The sequence below is a fragment of the Caulobacter sp. GW456-12-1-14-TSB4 genome (assembly GCF_059424195.1).
In genome coordinates, this window is record NZ_JBWKZF010000004.1 from 91319 (window position 1) to 111114 (window position 19796).

Consider the following 19796-nt stretch of genomic DNA (forward strand, 5'->3'; position numbering starts at 1 on the left):
CCCCCCCCCCCCCCCCCGGAGCGCTCGTGCGGATCACGCGCGCGGCTTGACCGTTTGGCTCACGAAGGAGCCGCCATGGCGCAGAACAAGCTCAAGCAATATCAGGCGATGCGCGATTTCACCCAGACGGCCGAGCCGTCCGGGCGCGGCAAGGTGGCCGCCTCCAAGGCCTTGCGCTTCGTGATCCAGAAACACGCCGCCAGCCACCTGCATTTCGACCTTCGCCTCGAGCACGACGGGACCTTTCGCTCCTGGGCGGTGCCCAAGGGGCCCTCGTTGGATCCGTCCGACCGGCGCCTGGCCATGGAGGTCGAGGACCATCCCCTCGACTATGGCGACTTCGAGGGCACGATCCCCAAGGGCCAGTACGGCGGCGGCACGGTGATGCTGTGGGACCGCGGCTACTGGGCCCCGGAAAAGGGCTTTGAGAACATCGCCGCGGCGTTGGCCAAGGGCGAGTTGAAGTTCGTCATGGAAGGCGGGCGCATGCACGGCTCCTGGGTGATCGTACGCACCAAGCGCGATGGCAAGGGCCGGGCGAGTTGGATTCTGATCAAGCACCGCGATGAAGGCGCGAAGGCGGGAAACCCCGATGGTCCCACCGACGCGGACCGGTCGATCGCCTCTGGGCGGACCATGGCCGAGATCGCCAGCGGCAAGGGCAAGGCCGCCACGCCGTTCATGACGGCGCAGGGCGCCGACGCCGGCGCCGTCTGGCAAAGCGATCGCGACGGCAGCGCGCCCGCGGGACTCGTGAAGCCGGTCAAGGCTAGCGCGGCCAAGGCCAAGGCCGCCAAGGTCCTGCCAGACTTCATCGAGCCGCAGCTGACCAAGCCCGTCGACAAGCCTTCGTCCGGACCGGGCTGGGCGCACGAGATCAAGTTCGACGGCTATCGCATGCAGCTTCGCACCCAGGGCGGCAAGGCGGCCTTGCGCACCCGCAAGGGCCTTGACTGGTCGGCGAAGTTTCCCGAGATCACCGCCGCCGGCGCCAAGCTCGGGGACGGCGTCATCGATGGCGAGATCGTCGCGCTCGACCACACCGGCGCGCCCGATTTCGCCGCGCTGCAGGCGGCGATTTCGGAGCGGGATACCGCCGACCTGGTGTTCTTCGTCTTCGACCAGATGTTCGACGGCCTGGAAGACCTGCGCGAGCTGCCGCTCTCTCAGCGCAAGGATCGTCTGGCCGCCAACCTCAAGGGCGCGCCGCCCGTCCTGCGCTTCGTCGACCACTTCATCACCGCCGGCGACGCGGTGCTGCTGTCGGCCTGTCGCATGGATCTGGAAGGCATCGTCTCCAAGCGGCTGGACGCGCCGTATCGGTCCGGGCGGGGCGAGACCTGGACCAAGTCCAAGTGCAGGGCCGGGCACGAGGTGGTGATCGGCGGCTACACCACAACCGGCGGCGCCTTCCGTTCGCTGATCGCCGGGGTGTATCGCGACGGCAAGCTCTTCCACATCGGCCGCGTCGGCACGGGCTTTGGCCGTGACAAGGTCGCGGTGATCCTGCCCAAGCTGAAAGCCCTGGAGACTGAAAAGTCCCCGTTCCAGGGTAAGGAAGGCCCCAGCCGCGCGGGGCGCCTGGGTGAGGTCCACTGGGTCAAGCCCCAGCTGGTGGCCGAGATCGAGTACGAAGGCTTCACCGCCGAAGGACAGCTTCGCCAGGCGTCCTTCAAGGGTCTGCGCGAGGACAAACCCGCCGCCGAGGTCGAGGCCGAGACGCCCGCGCCCGCCGCGACCAAACTCGCCGAGCCCAAGGCCCAGAAGGCTGGAGCCACGACTGTTCGCTCCGCGACCGTCAGTCCCAAGGGTTCGATCGTGGTCATGGGCCAGACCATTTCCAACGCCAGCAAGATTCTATGGCCGCAAGCGGGCGATGGTCAGCCGGTGACCAAGGGCGAGCTGGCGCGATATTACGAGGCGGTCGGCGCTTGGATGATCGAGCATGTCCGCGGCCGGCCCTGTTCGATGATCCGCATGCCCGACGGCATCGGGGGCGAGCAGAAGTTCTTCCAGCGCCATTCGGGCCAGGGCCAGTCGGCCTTGATCACCGAGGTGGAGGTGTGGGGCGACCGCAAACCCTACCTCCAATTCGACAAGGTCGAGGCCCTGGTCGCCGCCGCCCAGGTCGGCGCGCTGGAACTGCATCCCTGGAACAGCGAGCCGTTCCTGCCCGAACAGCCAGGGCGGCTGGTCTTCGACCTCGATCCCGCGCCCGACGTGCCGTTCGAGCGGGTCATCGAGGGCGCGCGTGAAGTGCGCGACCGACTGGCTGACCTTGGCCTGGTGTCGTTTTGCAAGACCACGGGCGGCAAGGGCCTGCACGTCGTTACCCCGTTGTCGGCCGAGGGGATCGGCTGGGACATCGCCAAGGCGTTCGCCCGCGACGTCTGCAAGGCCATGGCGGCCGATGATCCCGACCGCTACCTGATCAGTATGGCCAAGAAGGATCGGACAGGACGCATCTTCCTGGACTATCTGCGCAACGATCGCATGGCCACGGCGGTAGCGCCGCTGTCGCCGCGCGGCCGACCCGGCGCGCCGGTGTCGATGCCGATCGGCTGGGGGCAGGTGAAGAAGGGCCTGGACCCGGCCAAGTACACCGTGCGCACCGTGCCGGGCCTGGTGCGCAAGCTGACGGCCTGGGAAGGCTATTGCGAGGGCGAACGCTCTCTCGCCAAGGCGATCGAGCGCCTGGGCAAGGTCTGAGCCGATGGCCAAGGCGCCGCGCCGTCTGAAGGTCTATCAGGCCCAGTTCGGCTTCCACGACAGCGTCGTGGCCGCGCCGAACCAGGCCGCGGCCCTGGCCGCCTGGGGCATGCGCCAGAACCTGTTCGCCGAGGGCCGCGCCAAGCTCGCCGAAGACCCGGCGGCGGTGGAGGCGGCCCTGGGCCATCCCGAAACGCCTTTGCGCCGCGCGATAGGCTCCAACGATCCCTTCAGCGTCTTGCCGAACCTGCCGCGGGTCCCCGATCCGCCAAAACGGCCCAAGCCGGCGCTGAAGGTCGTCCCCAAGGTCAAGGCGCCCCAGCCCGCGGCGGCGGCGCCGGATCGCTCCGAGGTCGATGCGGCGGAAAAAGCGCTGACGGCGATCAATAGGCGCCGCCTCGAAGACGAAGCCGATTTCCAAAGGCGGCGCGAGACGCTCGAGGCTGAGGAGGCCGCGTCGCGTCGGCGTTGGACGGCCGATCGCAAGACCGCCGAGGCGCGACTGGACAAGGCCCGGAGGGCCTACCGGGCCGAGGGCGGCGAGATCTAGCTGGCCTTGCGCGTCCTGGCCGACGCGGTCTTGGCGGGCGCCTTGGCCTTGCTCTTGGCCGCGGGTTTCTTGGCGGCGGCCTTGGCCGGAGCCTTGGCGTCCTTGCCGCCCAGGCTGGCGCGCAAGGCGGCCATCAGGTCGACGACATTGGTGTCCTCGGGTTCTTCGACCTTGGCGATCTTGTGGCCCTTCTGCTTGGCCTTGATCAGGTCCTTCAGCGCCTCTTCATAACGATCGACGAACTGGCTGGGATCGAACGGGCCTTCCTGCTGCTCGATGATCTTCTGGGCGATGGCGATCATCTGCGGATCGGCGGCCTTGTCGCTGATCGATCCGAAAACCTCGTCTTCCTTGCGCACCTCGGCGTCGGTGCGCAGCGTGTAGGCCAAGATGCCCTTGCCGCGCGGCTCCAAGGCCAGCAGCCGCTCGCGGGTCGACATCACCACGCGGCCCAGCGCGATCTGGCCCGAGCGTTCCATCGACTCGCGGATCACGGCGAAGGCCTCCTGGGCCAGCTTGCCATCGGGCGCGAGGTAGTAGGGATTGTCCCAATAGATGCGGTCGATGTCCTCGGCCGGCACGAACCGCTCGATGTCGATGGTCTTGGTGCTCTCGAGTTTGACGTCGTTGATCTCGTCCTGGCTCAGCAGGATGTATTCGCCCTTGGACACCTCGTAGCCCTTGACCAGCTTGCTGCGCTCGATCGGCCCGGTGTCGGGGTCAGTAGTGACCATCTTAATCCGGTTGTTGGTCTCCGGATTGATCAGGTTGAAGTGCACCTCGCCGCCGCTGTTGGTGGCCGTGTAGAGGGCCACCGGGCAGGTCACGAGCGAAAGCCGAAGATGTCCTTGCCAGGTCGGGCGATATGCCATGTCGAAGATCCTTGCCCGCCTGCGCGGCGTCCTGGATTCAACGACGGGCGCGGTGATTCGTTCTCAGGCGCCGCAGGGCGCGGTCTCGCCGGTGTCGACGTCTATGCGGAAGCAGTGCTCGCCGCCGGTGTCGAGATCGCGAACCACGACGCTGATCTCGCCGTCGTCCTCGGGCGCGATGGCCAGGTCCTCGACATAGGCCACGGCCGCGGCCTCGAACGACGGCTCGTGGACAACCCGGGCATGGTGAGGCCCCGCGTGGCGGGCGTGGACGCTGAAGCGCCGGTCGTCGTTGGCGGCCTTGGTCATCGTGGATCTCCTTGGGGCATCAACGCGCCAATCCCGCGAAGGGATTCATCTTCACCCCAGGGCCGCGAGGATTGGCCTAACGCGTCTGGGCGGCGCTCTCGAAATAGGCGGTCGAACTGCCTTCGGTGTGGGCCACGATCGCGATCTCCAAGTTCTTGCCATCGTCGAGCGACAAGCGCGCCCGCCCGGCCCGGAACGCCTCACGCATGGCCTCGGCGTCGCCGGTCAGACCGCCCTTGGCCACCCGCAGGCCCTGGGAGTCGATGTAGCGAAGCTCAAAGCTAACCGGATAACTCTGGCGTCCCAGCAACATCGCCCCCTGACCAACTTGAGGAGGCTTGGGAGATCTTGGCATGCGGGGCGGATCCGGGCTTGGGCGGGGTCAGAGCTTCGACGAAGAGGAGAGGGTGCGGCCCGGCGATCGTCGGGGGGCGTATGCCGGGCCGCTGGCGTCCCCAGGGCCAAGAAGGCGCTGTCCGGACCTTGAGAGAAATCCTGGCGCGCCTTGTCGTTCCTGCGGCGAGGACGAAAAGCTCGCCAGGTCGTGGCCGCCCATGACCCGGCGCGCGCCAGGCCATGGGCGGACGATCAGAAGACCTTGCGGACCAACGGCTCACGGGCCCAGATCCGGCCCGCTTCGGCGGCGCTGACGAAATCGGCGATCGCCTTGGTCGGCAGGTTGATGAGGCCCGCGTCGGCGTCGGGATTGGCGTCGGAGAGCCCGCCCTTGACGAAGAGCGGCGCGGCGGCCGGCACATAGGCGATGACCTTCAGATGCCCGAAAGCGTCGCGCACGAAGTTGACGGCCGCGGCTTCCAGCGCCAAGGCCGCGCCGCCCTCGTCCGACGCCAGCACCGCCACCGCGTCGAACAGCACCGACGGGCCGCCGTCGACGCGGAAGTCGGCGGGGATCAGCTGGCCGCCGGCGGTGGTCACACCGGTAATGGTCGGCGCGATGATCGCAAGCTTGGCGCCGGCCGCCTCGACCGCGGCCCTGAGGTCATTGAGAAGCCCATCGTCGACGCCATCGGTGACCAGGGCCCCGACCTTGCGACCGACGAGGCCCGGAGCGGCCTTGGCCAGGATGCTGAGGGCGGGTGAAAGGGGCAGGTCCTGAGCCGGGACCGCCGCGGGCGCCGGCGCGATCGGATCCTTGATTCCAAGGCCCGCGGCGACCCGCGCGGCGAGGCTCTCGTCGATGTTGACCAGGCGCGAGAGCACCGCGTCGCGCACGCGCGACACGTTGCACTTGGAGAGCTCGAAGATCAGGGCCGAGACGATGTGGTCGCGTTCCGGCTCGGTCTGGCTCAGGAAGAACAGGCGCGCCTGGCTGTAGTGGTCGGCGAAGGTCTCGGGTCGCACGCGCAGCTGCTCGCCGGTTTCGGAAGCGGGGAAGGTGCGGTAGCCGCTGGCCTGGCTCTCGCGCTTTATGTCCTCGCCCAGGCTCGACGGCTCATAGTTCACCTGGCCCTTGGGCACGCTCATCTGCATGTGGCCATCGCGCTGCAGATTGTGGAACGGGCACTTGGGCTGATTGATCGGGATCTGGTGGAAGTTGGCCGATCCCAGGCGCTTGAGCTGGGTGTCCTGGTAGGAGAAAAGCCGGCCTTGCAGCAGCGGGTCGTTGGTGAAGTCGATGCCGGGCACGACGTGCGAGGCGCAGTAGGCGACCTGTTCGGTCTCGGCGAAGAAGTTGTCGGGGTTGCGGTCCAGGACCATGCGGCCGACCACCCGCAGCGGGATGACCTCCTCGGGGATGATCTTGGTCGGATCGAGCACGTCGAAGGGCAGGGCGTCGGCCTCGTCCTGGGTGAAGGTCTGCAGGCAGAACTCCCACTCGGGGAAGTCGCCGGTGTCGATCGCTTCCCAGAGGTCACGACGGTGGAAATCGGGATCGGCGCCGTTGATCTTGATGGCCTCGTCCCACACCACCGACTGGGAATTGAGCTTGGGACGCCAGTGGAACTTGACGAAGGTGCTCTGGCCGGCGGCGTTGACCAGCCGGAAGGTATGGACGCCAAAGCCTTCCATCATCCGGTAGGAGCGCGGGATGGTGCGGTCAGACATGATCCACATGACCATGTGCATGCTCTCGGGGGTGAGCGAGATGTAGTCCCAGAAGGTGTCGTGGGCGGTCTGGGCTTGCGGGAACTCGCGGTCGGGGTCCTGCTTGGCCGCGTGGATCAGGTCGGGGAACTTGATGGCGTCCTGGATGAAGAACACCGGGATGTTGTTGCCGACCAGATCGAAGTTGCCCGCTTGCGTGTAGAACTTGACGGCGAAGCCGCGCACGTCTCGGGCCAGGTCCATCGAGCCCTTGTTGCCGGCTACGGTCGAAAAGCGCGTGAACACCGGGGTGCGCTCGCCCGGCCGCTGCAGGAAGTCGGCGGCGGTGATCGCCGAAAGGTCTTCCAGGCACTCGAAGAAGCCGTGCGCGGCCGAGCCGCGGGCGTGAACCACGCGCTCGGGAATCCGCTCGTGGTCGAAGTGCATGATCTTTTCGCGCAGGATGAAGTCCTGCAGCAGAACCGGTCCGCGCGCGCCGGCCTTCAGCGAGTTCTGGTTGTCGCCGATCGGCACGCCCTGATTGGTCGTCAATTGGGTCGGCTCGCCGCTGGCCTGCTGATGCAGTTCACCGCCGGGGGCGGTGAGCGTCTCGACGCCGATCGTGGTGTCGGGCGCGGTCGGCGCGGTTGTGGGCGGCTTGGGCTTGGTCGGCATGATCGGTCCTGACTTCGAAAAGGGGTATGCGCACGAGCGCGAAACATCGCGTGGCTAGGCGAGGGCGGGCGGCGCGAGCTGCGCCATCAACTCGGCCTTGCGGGCCGCCAGCTTGGCGCCCAGGGCGTCGAGATCGAGGTTGGTCGCCCGCACCTCGGGGAAGAGCTCGCTTTCCTCTTCCTCGACATGGTGACGCACCTGTTCGCCAAGCACCTTGACCTTGGCGTCGTAGAGCGGCTGGCCTGGAAGGCCCGCCTCGATCTGGGCGATCAGGGTCTTGGCGCCCATGTGCTCGACGATGGCCTCGTCGATCAGGTCGCCATCGCCGGTCTTCTCGCGCGCAGGCGGGTAGAAGAACTCTTCTTCGATCTGGGCATGGACCTTCAGGGCCAGGCAGATCTTGTCGGCCAGGGCCTTCTTCTCGGCCGCGTCGGTCAGGCCCTCGTACGCCTCGAAATAGTCCTCCACCTCGCGGTGGTCGGCTTCGAGCAGGGAAATGGCGTCCGGACCGCGCGGACCCTTGGGGGCCGCCTGGGCCTTGGTGGCCGCGCGCGCGGACTTCTGCTTGGCCTTGGTTTTCGCCGTGGTCGCCATGGATCGGTTCCGGATGGGTGAAGAGGTCGCGGTCTCAACCGCTCCCACGCCCTCCTGTTCCGGCAACGATCAAACGATGGGTGGACCCGCGCCGGGCGCAGGCGGCGGGCCTCGAGTGGCGGGCTGTACGGCCGATCCGGCAGGCGCGGAGAACGAGAGCCCGGTCAGGCGCCTGTTCGTCCGCTGATCAGCTTGACCGAGAGGCCTTCGGGCGCCCAATCGAAGGCGATCTCGCCGTCCAGCTGGCGCGCCAGATTGACCATCAGTCGCGAGCCGAAGCCCGAGCGCGACGGCGGCGTGGTCGGTGGCCCGTCACGCTCCTGCCAATGCAGGGACCATCCGTTCGGCGCGTTGGCCCAGCTGACTTCGACAGTGCCTTCGCGGACCGACAAGGCGCCGTACTTGGTCGCGTTGGTGGCCAGCTCGTGCAAGATCATGCTCAGCGGCTGAAGGTGGTCGGCCGGCAAGGGGATCTCGCCGCCCGACAGTCGGACCCGCGAGGCCGCGGTGACGGACGACAGCAGTTCGTCGCGAACGACCTCGGCGATGGTGCCGCCGCGCCACTGGCCCTTGGCCAGCGTCGACTGAGCTCGCGCCATGGCCTCGATACGGCCGTGGATCGCCTGGCGGAAGGCGGCCGGATCGGGCGCTTGGGTCAGGCGGACGACGGACTGGATGATCGCCAGCGAATTGCGCGCCCGGTGATCGACCTCTCGCATCAGCAAATCGCGGGCTTCCTCGGCATGTTTTCGGGTCGTGATGTCGATCGCCGTGCCCACCACGCGCAGGCAGCGACCGTCGTCGTCGAAGACGCCCCGGCCCTTGGCGGCCACCCAACGCTCGACGCCATCCTCGGCGCCGATGGTGCGATATTCAACATCGTAAGGCGCACGTTGGGCCGGGTCGGCTGCGGCCGCGTAGGCTTGTGATGTCGCCTTCAGGTCGTCGGGGTGCAGGCCCTGATAGAAATCGGCCATGGTGACCGGCACGCCGGGCGAATGACCAAAGAGCGCCCGGACCCGGTCATCCCAGAACAAGGCGCCGTCGCCACTATCGACATCCCACAGGCCAACCTCGCCAAACTCGGTAGCCAGACGCAAACGGGTCTCGCTCTGTAACAGCGCGCGCTCGGCGTCGAGCCGCTTAGTGACGTCGGAGATCACCGCATAGAGACCCGCGACCGACCCGTCTGGACCCCGCCGCGGGACGTAGTCGACCTGGACGTCCCTAACGCCAGCGGCCGGATAGGTGATCTGACTTTCGAACGTCACCCGCTGCCCCGATAGGGCCGCCTCCAGGTGAGGGGCGACTGATGCGTAGGCGGCGCCGAGCACCTCCTCGACCCTGCGGCCCTGGATGGCCTCGCGCGGCTGGCCAAACCAGGCCTCGTAGGCGCGGTTGATGAAACGGTAGCGCCTATCCTTGTCGACATAGGCGATCAGCAAAGGCGCCGCATCGGTAATCCGACGCAGCTCGGCCTCGCTGTCGCGCAGTTCGGCCTGGGCGCCGACGCGCTCGACGAACGCCCAGGACCGCTCGGTGACCTCGCGCACCAGGGCCAACTCGCGATCGCTCCAGTGGTGGGGACCCTTGTGATGGACCGCCATCAAGGCCCGCAACCGCCCATCGCGCACCAGCGGCATGCAGATCGTGGCGCCAATGCCGATGGCCTGGAACGTAGCCGCCTCGTGCGGGGCGATCTCGACGAGATTGTCGTTAATGACCAGCGGCATGCCCTGGGTAAGGTTCTCCACCGCCTTGCGGCCAAAGTCGGCCAACCGGTAGTGGCCAACGATCGATGATGACCCTGGCGCGGACCAGTCTCCGCGAATGGTGAACCCGTCTTGGTCGGGGTCCATGTCAGCATAGGCGCAGATCGCCACATCCATATGCTCGCCGATCATTTGCGCGGCGCGGCTCATCACCGCGTCGGCGCTGGCGAGTGAGGAGGTCGCGCGCGTCAGGTGGTCCAGGAAGAGCAGGGTTCGTTCGCTCTCCTCACGGGCCGCGCGCTCCTGAGCCGCCGAGGTCGTCTCGACGCAGACGCACAGGACGCCCGGGATCTCGCCGTCGATCGGCACGGGACTGTAGGAGAAGGTGAAGAGGGCGGGCCTGGCTCGACCCTCGCGATGCAGGACGACCGGCAAGTCTTCGTGGAAGGCTGCCTCGCCGCCGAACGCGGCCTCGATGATCGGTTCGATAGTCTCCCGGACTTCGGGCCAAACCGCCCAGAACGGCTGGCCGAGCGCGCTAGGATGCTTGTCGCCGAGGATGGTGCGATAGGCGTCGTTGTAGATCAGTATCCGCTCGGGTCCCCAGACCAGGAACATCGGAAACGCCGCGCTCAGCAGAACGTCGACTTGTTGTCGAAGGCTTTGAGGCCAAACTGCCGGCGGCCCCAGGCTTGACCAGCCAACCGCGTCGAGCAGGATCGCCACTTGTCCGCGCTGTGGAACCAGGGGGTCAATCAGGCTCATATGGTCGGCGATCCGGCGAGGCGACGTAAGGAGTCGGGCCGTCCTTGCATGCAATAGCCGTCCCCCGATCACAACGCCAAAGCCAAGCTTCGGTTGCTGTGGCCCATCTTCTGATCGGTCGATGACCCGCGGGCTTGCGGCTAGCGGCGCTGTCGGAACGCGTCCCACGCCGACGTGTTGATCTTGGACACTGAGCAGAAGGAGATCGCCATGAACGATCAAAACAACGACCCGAACCGCAAGCCCCAGCAGCAGGACCAAGGCGGCCAACAGCGCGCGCCCCAGCAGCAGAACGAGCAGGGCCAAAACCGCGGCGGCGAGAAGACCGGTGAGCGGATCGACACCGACGGCGACGGCCGCACTCGCGATCCGAACGACACCCGGCCGACCGACGGCGGCGGCCGGGGTGAGCCGGTTCAGCGCTGATCAGCGCAAAAGCCGCCAGGAGGCCGGGTGTTTAGCCCGGCCTTTTCTATTTCTGGCTTCTTGCGTGCTGACCATCGCTGGAGCTGAAGGCGGAATTTATCGAGCAACGTCACCACGCCTCTCCCGTGGCGCGTCAGATTGATTGCGCCATGAGAGGGGGGCCTTCTTCTCGGGTGTGGCGCACCTACGCTAATCTACGAAATTCTATCCGGCCGACCCTCGCCCGCTGGGTGCGCGCCGCAGAAGCGAAATAGGTGGGTGTCTGACAAGGGTGGGAAGCGGGAATTGGCCTAAAGGCTCAGCGCCAACCGATAGCAGTCACAAGTCCGCAGCAGGTCGAGTCGTGGTTTCCGGTTATCGGTCTAAGCCGAAATCGGCTTAGTCCTTGTAGGCGACCGTCGGGGTCGGGCACGCCTTCAGCTTTTCAGGCTTGGACTGCCGGCTGTCACGCCGCCAGCATGCGTCCAGCACCGAGCAGAAGCACAATCGCGCCGAGACGTTCTCCATTCCCGAGCGAAAGGCGGCAAAGCCCTCGGAGCCGTCTGGCACCGCCGAGAGCAGGATGATCTTGCCGTTGGCCGGCACCACCCGGTCGGATACCAATGACTTGATCGTGGTGACCGGCCGGCCCTCGCCGACCATCGCCATGATGAGCGCTTCGCGGCTGGCGACCGCCTTGCCGTTGTATGAGATCTCAACGGTCTCCAGTCGCGCCGGTCCGACGCCGCTGTTGGTGACGATCAGATCGGCGCGCGGGCGCGCGTCGGCGTCGGCCTGAGATCTGGAAAATTCGACATAGGGCCAGGTACTGGCCGCGACCATCTTCTCCATGGTTTCACCGTTATGCAGGGCGACGAACAAGGAGACGACGGAGACGATCATGGCCGACAAGCCAAGGACGATGTCCAGCCAGCGATGGCCGGTGTGGCCATGGTGATGGGCTTCGTGGTCGGGTCCGGGATCCATGGCGTCCTCACTGTAGGGAAGGAGGCCGAATCTCCTGCGCCCCCGTGCAGTGATGCCCCACCGGGAACGGACGGTCATCCTCGCGGCTCCTTCGCGATGAGCGCCGAGGTTTTCGCTACGCAAAGCCCCGCTGAGCACAGCTTGCGTCGTCTGCCTTCCTCTTCACCCGCGTTTTGCGCGGAGTGCCCGCCTTACGCGGCTTTCGCCTTGGTCAGCAAGGTCAGGCAGTAGCCGAGTGAAGCAGCCATACCCGCCAGAACCGCGCCCACCCCGAAGGACATCGCCGCCGGAATCGGCGCGAACGCCCACAGCCCGACATAGACAAGTCCGCTCAGTACCATCGACCAGGCTGTAACCCGCTGGGCCTGACGCTCGCAGGCGGGCGCCCGAACCTGGACCATCGTCTTGGGCATTCCGTTCCCGTACCAGACCAGCCAGAGGCCGATGGAGCAGGTTACCAAACGCTTGACCGTGTCTTGGTTGATATAGCCCAGTTTGTGTGCGAACTGCGCGCCGAACGCCAGACCGACCATGCCGACAGCCCAGGCGAGGTTTGCGACCACCTGCGTCTTTTGATGTCCGATTTTCATCGCGCGATATCCTCCTGCGGCCCTGCCGTTTGCGCGCTCAGGGCGAATGTATCTATGAAGCCCAGCAGTGCTTCTTCGAGCACCGAGAGCTTCAGATGGTAGATGACCGACTTGCCGATCTTCTCGGCGTGCACCAGGTCCGCTTCCTTCAGCACCGCGAAGTGCGCCGACATGGTCGGCTTTGAGAACTCGAATTGGTCGCTGAGATCGCCCGCGCTCATGGGCCCGCGCCGCAAGATTTGCAGCACCTGGCGGCGGGTCGGATCCGAAAGCGCTTTGAACACTTGGCTCATATTTCGTCTTTTAGCTAATCGACTAAACGAGTCAACAGATGATCGTTCCCCGTGCGCTGTGAACTTGCCGGCCGCCACGAACTTGGGGCTCGAACAGCGCTCACGCCTCATGGCTCGGGTGCGGGAACTGGCCCCGACGCCGAAGCGGACATGGCGTCCGTCGCCCGAGCGAACCATCCTGGCGTCAGCTAAGGGTCCGAAGCGGGGATTGGCACTAACGCCTCAAGGCGCCGTTGGCTTGGCGGCATGCCTTGGCGGCAAGGGAATGTTCGTGCCCGGTCCGGCGCGGCGATGCTAGAAACTAGCGGCGGGCGGCCTCAACGCGATCACCCGGAACCGAGCCGGCAAGATGGCCCAGGCGATGACGTGCGGGCAGCCGTTTACTGTGGCTCCTCAATGGCGAGAGGGCGGTCACTTGGCCGCGTCCCTCACGGCCTTGGCGCGTCGACGGAGCTCGATGGCGACTTCGTGCGCCAGGCCAGGTCCGCCGTCGAAGGTGCTGGCCCCCTTATCGCACTCCCCCGCTATCTGGTCGTATTCGTCAGGTCCTGAAGGCGCCATTTCATCGATGATCGTCCTGACGATTAAGTCTGCGTCCGTCGTTAAATGGAACGGCACGTCGTCGTTGATCGGTGGAGGCATGGTTGGATAACGCCTGAAGGACCTTTTGAGCCGTACGCATCCGGCAACCACTGTAAGCCTCGCGTCGGGGGGGTAGCAGAGCGACAGGCCAGACGCGTTGGTGAACGCGGGAGAACTTTGTCATGCCCGCCTTCTCCGACCTAGGCTCGTCTGGCCTGGCGAGACGCTAGTGGCGACCCTCGGCGAATTCCTCGATTATCTTTGCGCAGAAGGCAGGCAGGTCATCAGGCTTGCGTGAGGTGACGAGGCCATTATCGACGACCACCTCCTGGTCCACCCACTGGGCGCCCGCGTTTTTGAGGTCAGTTTCCAGCGATGGCCAGGAGGTCATCTGCTTGCCCTCGACGCCGCCGGCGTTGATCAGCGTCCACGGCCCATGGCAGATCGCCGCGATCGGCTTTTTCGCCACCACGAAGTGCCTGATGAACTCGATGGCTTGCGGCTCCAGCCGCAGGGCGTCGGGGTTGATCACGCCGCCCGGCAAGACGAGACCGTCATAGTCCTGCGCGTTAGCCGCTGACAATTCGCGGTCGACCGGAACGGTTTGGCCCTTGTCTTGGTGCTCCCAGCCTTGGATCTGTCCGGCTTTGGGCGAGACCACTTCGACGGTGGCGCCGGCGGTCTTGAGGGCCTCGACGGGTTTTTCTAACTCCGACTGCTCGAAGCCGTCGGTGGCGAGCACGGCGATCTTGCGGCCGGAGAGGGTTTGATCAGGCATGATGAAGTCTCCTGGGAACGGGAGACAAGAAACCGGGCCCGACACGCGCCGGTTCCGGTTCACTGACGGCGCCCGGCCACTCAAGGGCTTACCCAAGCGCGCTGAGCCTCTCACCCGCCGTCGATACCGACTCTCACCCGACGGCAGCGCTGGCTGCGTTTGGTCACCGGGCAACGCCGCTCGCGATGTTCAAACGGCACACATCCGCTGGCGAGCTGGCGACGATGGCAGCCTGGATCCTATGACCGGACGCTCATTTGAGCGGACGTCATCAAGTTGCGGCGGGTGGTTAGCCTGTCGCGACCTTGATCATGATCGGCAGCATAACCTCTCCGAAGCCGGAAGGTGGAAGGAGCAGGGGGGAGCGGCCGATCGCCACACCAGAGCGCTTATTAGCGATTGCAACGTTCTTTTCAGCGCCGCGCCCCTACCATCGCGCAATGACCATGGCTCGGCGAAGTTATCACAACGCGGCGATAACGCGGAAACGCGAGCTTGGGTTGAGGCTTGGCTTTGCAGTCTTGATCGCCCTCGCGGCCGCCTATGCGGCAAAGCCGCTATGGCCGGCGCTTTGGCTGGTCACCACCTTCGTCGCCCAGACGGTCAATGTCTGGTCCGGACGCGCGGCTGTCGAAGATCCGGCCCACTCGCCGACCCCGTCCTGGGAAGCGCGTTATCTTGCGCTGACCGCCGTCAATAGTCTCGTTTTCGCGGCCATTGGCCCCTTCCTATGGTTTTTCGCCGGCGACGAGGGGCGTTTAATCGCGCTCGTCGTGGTGATGGGCGGACTGCTCAATGTAGGCACTCAGCCCGACACCTCCGGTAAGCTGCTCTGGTGCGGCGCAGCCCCTTACGTGATCGTTCTGGCCGCATTGCCGATCGCGACTATTGTCTTGGAGCCCAGCGCCAATCGCGTCGAGATGCTGTTCCTTGATCTGGGCGCGATGCTCTACCTCCTGCACGTCTTGCGGGCCGTGCGACGACGCGAGGATGCCGCCATCGCGGTCGCGGCGGCCTTGAACCGCGCTGAACGCGCCAGCGAGGCCAAGTCGACCTTCCTCGCCACGATGAGCCATGAAATCCGCACGCCGCTCAACGGCGTCCTGGGCATGGCGCAGGTGATGAGCCGCGACCCGTTATCGCCGCAACAGGCCCAACGGCTCGATCTGCTGCGTCGGTCTGGAGAGGTCTTGGCCACGCTGCTCAACGACGTTCTCGACATCTCCAAGATCGAGGCCGAGCTTTTGGAGCTCGAAGACGGCGCGGTCGATTTCGCGCGGATGGCGACGGACCTGGAGGAGATCTTCGGCCCCCTTGCGCGCGATAAGGGATTGGCCCTCCGCGTCGAGACGCGCCCTGCCGCCATGGGCTGCTGGCGCGGAGATCCGCTGCGCGTGCGACAGGTGCTAAATAACCTCCTGTCAAACGCGGTGAAATTCACAGCGTCAGGCCGGATCGAGGTCGTCATCGACGCGGCGGGGGCCGACCTAACCATCAGCGTCACCGACACCGGCATCGGGATTGAGCCCCAGCAGCTTGGCGGCCTGTTTGACCGGTTTACCCAGGCTGACCCCTCGACCACACGTCGGCACGGAGGCTCGGGTCTTGGCCTATCGATCGCCCGCGATCTCTGTCGGCTTATGGGCGGCGATGTTTGTGCCTCCAGCACGCCCGGCAAGGGCGCGCAATTTGTCGTCACCTTGCCGCTGGAACCGCTCAGCGTCACGGCGCCAGACGAAGGGGCCGCCTCCTTGTGCGACGCCGGCGACACTTGCGGCCTCAAGGTGCTCGTGGCCGAGGACAATCCCACCAACCAGCTCGTCATCAAGACGCTTCTCGAACAGTTGGGCGCCTCGGTGCAGATCGTCAGCGATGGTCGTGAGGCGGTCACGGCTTGGCGCCAAGAGTCGTGGGATCTGATCCTGATGGATATCCAGATGCCAGTCCTGGACGGGGTCGGCGCGACACGGGAAATCCGGTCGTGCGAAGCGGCCCTGGGGCGCCGTTCGCCGATTGTGGCCTTGACGGCGAATGCGCTTCGCCATCAAACCGATGAATACATGGCGGCGGGGATGGACGCTGTCGTCGCAAAGCCTCTGAAGGTCGCCGAGCTTCTGACCGCGATGGCAAGCGTCCTGGAGAACCAACAGGCAGATGAGGGTCGACGTCTCGCCCTGACGCCTCACGAGGACGCCTAAGGTTCCGAGCGCGAACTGCGCGCCAATTGAGCTCACGTGCCGCGCTTCCCAGACACCGCTAACAGACGAGCGACATAGACATTGGGAGGGAAAGCGAGCCTGGAGGGCTAGCGCTCGCCCTGACCAACGCTCAAGGATCTTGGTCCTCGAAGGTAGCGAACACGGCGCGGATCAGAGATTCGGCGGTGATTGGCTTGGCGACATGGTCGTCGGCGCCCGCCGCGAGCGCGGCGTGACGGTGGTCGTCCAGCGCATTGGCCGAGAGCATCTTGATGGCCGTGCGCTCTCGGCCGCTTTCCCGCTCGAACGCGCGGATCGCGCGGACGGCGGTAAGGCCGTCCATCACGGGCATCTGCATATCCATGAGCACGAGGTCGAACGTCTCGGCCCGGAACGCCTCCAGCGCCTGCCGTCCATCATCAACCACGGTCAGGTTGGCGCCGATCTGATCCAGGATCAGGCGAACGACCTGCTGGTTGACCGGGTTGTCTTCCGCCAGGAGGATGCGAACCGACGGCGGCAAGTCAGGGGTTGCAAGCGGCGCTTGGGTCGGCGCCGGCGTCGGCGGCAGGATCACGTCGAGGAAAAAGCTCGCGCCGGTTCCCCGCCCACCGACCGCGCTCAGCTCTCCGCCCATCATCCGGGCCAGAGCACGTGAGATCGACAGTCCTAGTCCAGCCCCGCCAAACCGACGTGTCGCGCTTGCGTCCGCCTGGTGGAAACGATCAAACAGCAACTCTGCCTCGTCGGGCGCAAAGCCAACCCCTGTATCGCGCACGGTGAACCGCCAGCGTCCGCTCTCGTCCGGGCCAGCCGTCTGGACCTCGACGCCGCCCTGATCGGTGAACTTCAAGCCGTTGGCCACCAGATTGGAGAGCACCTGACGCAAGCGAACGCTGTCGCCAAGCACCCAGGTCGGCCCCGGCGGCGGCCTCATGACCAGGCTGAGCGACTTCTCGGCCGCCGAGGGCGCGAAGAGGTCGGCCAGGTCACTGATCAGCAAAGCCAGGTCGAACGGTTCGGGCGTAAGGTTAAGCTGGCCGGCTTCCATGCGCGAGACATCCAGCACATCGGACAGCAAGGTGTTGAGCGCTTTGCCGCTGCGCTCGATCAGCGAGACCATCGCGGACTGATTGGGCGACAGCGGCGTGCGCGCCAGGGCGCTCACCACGCCAAGAACGCCATTCATCGGCGTGCGGATCTCATGGCTCATATTGGCCAGGAAGTCCGACTTGGCCTGGCTGGCCCGCTCGGCGTTCTCCCGCGCGTGTTCTAGCTCGGTGACGTCTTGCGAGGCGATCAGCAGGCCCGCGATCCGACCGACAGCGTCGCGCCACGGCGCGGCCGACCACTTGAACCAGCGGTTAGCGCCGAGCGAGGTCAAGTCCGACCGGCTGACGCCGCGTTCGCTCGCACCGGCCAAAACCCGGGCGAAGACTGAGGCCCAGCCCTGAGCCAGGCCTGGAAAGACCTCGTCGAGCGTGGCGCCGACCACCGCTTCGGCAGACCTGCCATAAAGCCCGCTCCAGGTCTGGCTGACGCGGAGGATGCGCAGATCCAGATCGGTCATCAGCAGCGAGATCGGCGCGTTAACCACGAAGGTGTCGATCGTGGCGCGTGAGGCATGGGCCTCCATTTCGTCTGCGGCAAGGCTCGCGAGCGCGGTGAGGATCTGATCGATCTTGGCGTCGTAGGGGCGAGGCTCAGGATCGATCACGCAGACGGTGCCGACGATGTAGCCGGAGCTGAGCCTTATGGGCGCGCCCGCGTAGAAGCGGATGAACGGCTCGCCCGCGACCAGACGGTTGTCGGCGAAACGCGGATCCAGACGGGCGTCTTCGACCCAGAGCGTCGCCAGCGATCCCAGCGCATGGGCGCAGAATGCGTCCTCGCGCGGCGTTTCGCTATCGGTCAGGCCTTCGGCGGCCTTGAACCACTGTCGATGCTCGTCGACCAGCGAGACGACGGCCATCTGCGTGTTGCACGCGGCCTTGGCCAGCTGCGCGATCCGATCAAACCGCGGATCACGGGGGGTGTCGAGAATAGCGAGTCGGCGCAGCGCAAGCAGTCGCTCGGCCTCGTCAGTGCAACTGATCCTCTCGTTCACGCAAACTCTCCAAGCACCGTCTACTCAACACGGCGCTCGCCTGTTGGTTCTGAGCAAAGAAGATCGCGCGTTCCGAGCGAGTTCAAGCGGTGGCGGGCGTTTGCGGCTCGGAATGAGTTCGATCGCTGAAAGCCAATGCGACAGTGTTTTCGACTCCAGACCCAAATCTCGTCGATAAGGTCTTGCGCGCCGCTACAGGTTGACGTGGCGGCGGCGTAGCGAGCGGGGCACCCTAGCCACCTGTCGCTTACATCCTGACTTGCCGGTGGAGCGAGTCCGTGACTGTTCGTTGGTATCGGCGGACACTGCAGTCGATGTGTTAGGTCTGCAACCGATCAAATGCCCGCTCCCGACCCTTAGCCGACTCTCAACTCCGATCGACGAGCATACCGGTGTCGCCTCAGGAGAGCAGCGTGAACTACACGAACGGAACACCGGTCAAAGTTGGCGACGTTGTCGGTCTTGGCGAAGACCGAAATGGCGTTGTCGTCTGCTCTATGGACGACGGTGTCTATACCGAGGCCTACTCGAACGAGCAGTGGGGCTACCTGGGCCGGGGCGTGTTGATCCAGTTCTCCAAGTGGGGTCTTGTCCACTACGAAACGCCCGAGGCCGACCTCGAACTCATCTCACGCGCCACAGAAATATAAGGTCCGCTAACCACCCTGCACGGACATCCGTCCCGTCCGCTTTCCGGCTTGGCGCCAAACGTCAAGTTTCAGGCGCGGACGCCATTTCCAATCCCGCCCCTGAGCGGATGTAAGAGCTACGCCCTGAGCCGCCGGGCGACCCGCGCGGACGCCCCGTAGGTCGAAAGCCAGATCAGCGCTTCTGTCGCCGCCGCGATCAGTTGGTCCAGAATCCGCATTGAGATTAGGCGATGCTCGGGCGCGCTCGCCCTAGCAGATTGAAGGTGCTCCAGCTCCTCCTTCTGTATTTCGATGAGCGCTCGCGCGATGTCGGGGTGGTCGTCAGCCGACCACAGGGATCTGATCGTCCAGATGCTGATGGACGGTGCGCTCGACGGCTTCTGTGCAAATCAAATAGCGGATCGGCACAGAAACCCCGTAGCGACTCCAAGCAAGGACCCGTCGCGCCGCCAGGAAGGTGCGACCGAGTGGCTATGCCGCCTTCACGACATGACCGACGCGTTGAGCAGCAGCACGGGAACGTTTCATCCGGCGGTCCGTATTCCAATCATGTCGCGGGCAAAAATCCTGATTGTTGAAGACGAGTATCTGGTCGCGATGGACCTCGAAGCTTCGCTCGAAGAGCTTGGCTACAGCTGCGCCGGTATTGCGCCTGATCTTGAAACGGCTCTGGCGCTCGCGGCGAGCAAGCCCGATCTGGCCCTTGTCGATATTCACCTGCGCGATGGCCAGACCGGGCCGTTGATCGCCGAGCGTCTCGCGCAGGATCACGGCGTCGCCATCCTCTTCGTAACCGCCAACCCACGCATGGCCCTGGATGCCAGACCGTCCGGCGTTATCGGCGTGCTCAACAAGCCGTGCCAGGAGGATGTGGTTGCTGCCGCCGTCGCCTACGCGCTGCATGCCAAGAGCGGCGCGCCGCTGCCCTTGCCGCCGAGCGGCTTGATGCTGATGCAGGGCGAGGCCTAACGTTA

The 19796-nt window shown here is 65.6% G+C and carries 17 protein-coding genes; 6 read left to right on the top strand and 11 right to left on the bottom strand.

Features of this window, described 5'->3' with window-relative positions:
• Positions 1 to 75 precede the first annotated feature (75 nt).
• Both ligD and AC07YH_RS05090 read left to right on the top strand, forming a co-directional pair.
• The gene (ligD, locus tag AC07YH_RS05085; RefSeq protein WP_494745922.1) at positions 76 to 2709 is read left to right on the top strand and encodes a DNA ligase D; all 2634 of its coding nucleotides are present in this window, start codon (positions 76 to 78) and stop codon (positions 2707 to 2709) included.
• 4 nt (positions 2710 to 2713) lie between these two features.
• Complete coding sequence (locus tag AC07YH_RS05090; RefSeq protein WP_494745923.1) at positions 2714 to 3259, top strand: hypothetical protein; 546 nt, start codon at positions 2714 to 2716, stop codon at positions 3257 to 3259.
• Here AC07YH_RS05090 and ku read toward each other — a convergent pair.
• From ku to AC07YH_RS05120, 6 genes are all read right to left on the bottom strand, one after another.
• The gene (gene ku, locus AC07YH_RS05095; RefSeq protein ID WP_494745924.1) at positions 3256 to 4131 is read right to left on the bottom strand and encodes a non-homologous end joining protein Ku; all 876 of its coding nucleotides are present in this window, start codon (positions 4129 to 4131) and stop codon (positions 3256 to 3258) included. The genes AC07YH_RS05090 and ku overlap by 4 nt on opposite strands.
• Positions 4132 to 4194: 63 nt before the next feature.
• Entirely contained in the window at positions 4195 to 4440 is a 246-nt protein-coding gene (locus tag AC07YH_RS05100) for a DUF5961 family protein (RefSeq protein WP_494745925.1), read from the bottom strand.
• A gap of 76 nt (positions 4441 to 4516) precedes the next feature.
• Entirely contained in the window at positions 4517 to 4753 is a 237-nt protein-coding gene (locus AC07YH_RS05105; RefSeq protein ID WP_494745926.1) for a hypothetical protein, read from the bottom strand.
• Between the two features lie 275 nt (positions 4754 to 5028).
• Positions 5029 to 7161, bottom strand: a complete 2133-nt coding sequence (locus AC07YH_RS05110; RefSeq protein ID WP_494745927.1) for a catalase — start codon at positions 7159 to 7161, stop codon at positions 5029 to 5031.
• A 54-nt stretch (positions 7162 to 7215) separates the two neighbouring features.
• Positions 7216 to 7755 (bottom strand): hemerythrin domain-containing protein, encoded by a 540-nt coding sequence (locus tag AC07YH_RS05115; RefSeq protein WP_494745928.1) that lies wholly within the window; start codon positions 7753 to 7755, stop codon positions 7216 to 7218.
• Positions 7756 to 7919: 164 nt separating this feature from the next.
• On the bottom strand, positions 7920 to 10232 hold the full coding sequence (locus AC07YH_RS05120; protein WP_494745929.1) for a PAS domain-containing protein: 2313 nt from the start codon (positions 10230 to 10232) through the stop codon (positions 7920 to 7922).
• Positions 10233 to 10442: 210 nt separating this feature from the next.
• Between AC07YH_RS05120 and AC07YH_RS05125 the strand changes: the two genes are divergently transcribed.
• Positions 10443 to 10658 (top strand): hypothetical protein, encoded by a 216-nt coding sequence (locus AC07YH_RS05125; protein ID WP_494745930.1) that lies wholly within the window; start codon positions 10443 to 10445, stop codon positions 10656 to 10658.
• Between the two features lie 378 nt (positions 10659 to 11036).
• Here the strand turns inward: AC07YH_RS05125 and AC07YH_RS05130 are convergent, their stop codons facing one another.
• From AC07YH_RS05130 to AC07YH_RS05145, 4 genes are all read right to left on the bottom strand, one after another.
• Entirely contained in the window at positions 11037 to 11702 is a 666-nt protein-coding gene (locus AC07YH_RS05130; protein ID WP_494745931.1) for a hypothetical protein, read from the bottom strand.
• Between the two features lie 113 nt (positions 11703 to 11815).
• The gene (locus AC07YH_RS05135; RefSeq protein WP_494745932.1) at positions 11816 to 12214 is read right to left on the bottom strand and encodes an ammonium transporter; all 399 of its coding nucleotides are present in this window, start codon (positions 12212 to 12214) and stop codon (positions 11816 to 11818) included.
• A complete protein-coding gene (locus AC07YH_RS05140; protein WP_494745933.1) occupies positions 12211 to 12507 on the bottom strand; it encodes an autorepressor SdpR family transcription factor in 297 nt (98 codons plus the stop codon). The genes AC07YH_RS05135 and AC07YH_RS05140 overlap by 4 nt, the downstream gene beginning before the upstream one ends.
• An 808-nt stretch (positions 12508 to 13315) precedes the next feature.
• Positions 13316 to 13867: a type 1 glutamine amidotransferase domain-containing protein gene (locus tag AC07YH_RS05145; RefSeq protein ID WP_494745934.1), complete on the bottom strand. Its 552-nt coding sequence runs from the start codon at positions 13865 to 13867 to the stop codon at positions 13316 to 13318.
• A gap of 521 nt (positions 13868 to 14388) precedes the next feature.
• Between AC07YH_RS05145 and AC07YH_RS05150 the strand changes: the two genes are divergently transcribed.
• Positions 14389 to 16065, top strand: coding sequence for an ATP-binding protein (locus tag AC07YH_RS05150; RefSeq protein WP_494745935.1), 1677 nt, complete (start codon positions 14389 to 14391; stop codon positions 16063 to 16065).
• A gap of 130 nt (positions 16066 to 16195) precedes the next feature.
• Here the strand turns inward: AC07YH_RS05150 and AC07YH_RS05155 are convergent, their stop codons facing one another.
• Positions 16196 to 18172: a response regulator gene (locus AC07YH_RS05155; RefSeq protein ID WP_494745936.1), complete on the bottom strand. Its 1977-nt coding sequence runs from the start codon at positions 18170 to 18172 to the stop codon at positions 16196 to 16198.
• 413 nt (positions 18173 to 18585) lie between these two features.
• Here AC07YH_RS05155 and AC07YH_RS05160 point away from each other — a divergent pair, with 413 nt between their 5' ends.
• Positions 18586 to 18822 carry a hypothetical protein gene (locus AC07YH_RS05160; protein WP_494745937.1) on the top strand — a complete coding sequence of 79 codons (237 nt, stop codon included), beginning with the start codon at positions 18586 to 18588 and terminating at the stop codon, positions 18820 to 18822.
• Positions 18823 to 19173: 351 nt separating this feature from the next.
• Positions 19174 to 19791, top strand: coding sequence for a response regulator (locus AC07YH_RS05165; protein ID WP_494745938.1), 618 nt, complete (start codon positions 19174 to 19176; stop codon positions 19789 to 19791).
• Positions 19792 to 19796 lie beyond the last annotated feature (5 nt).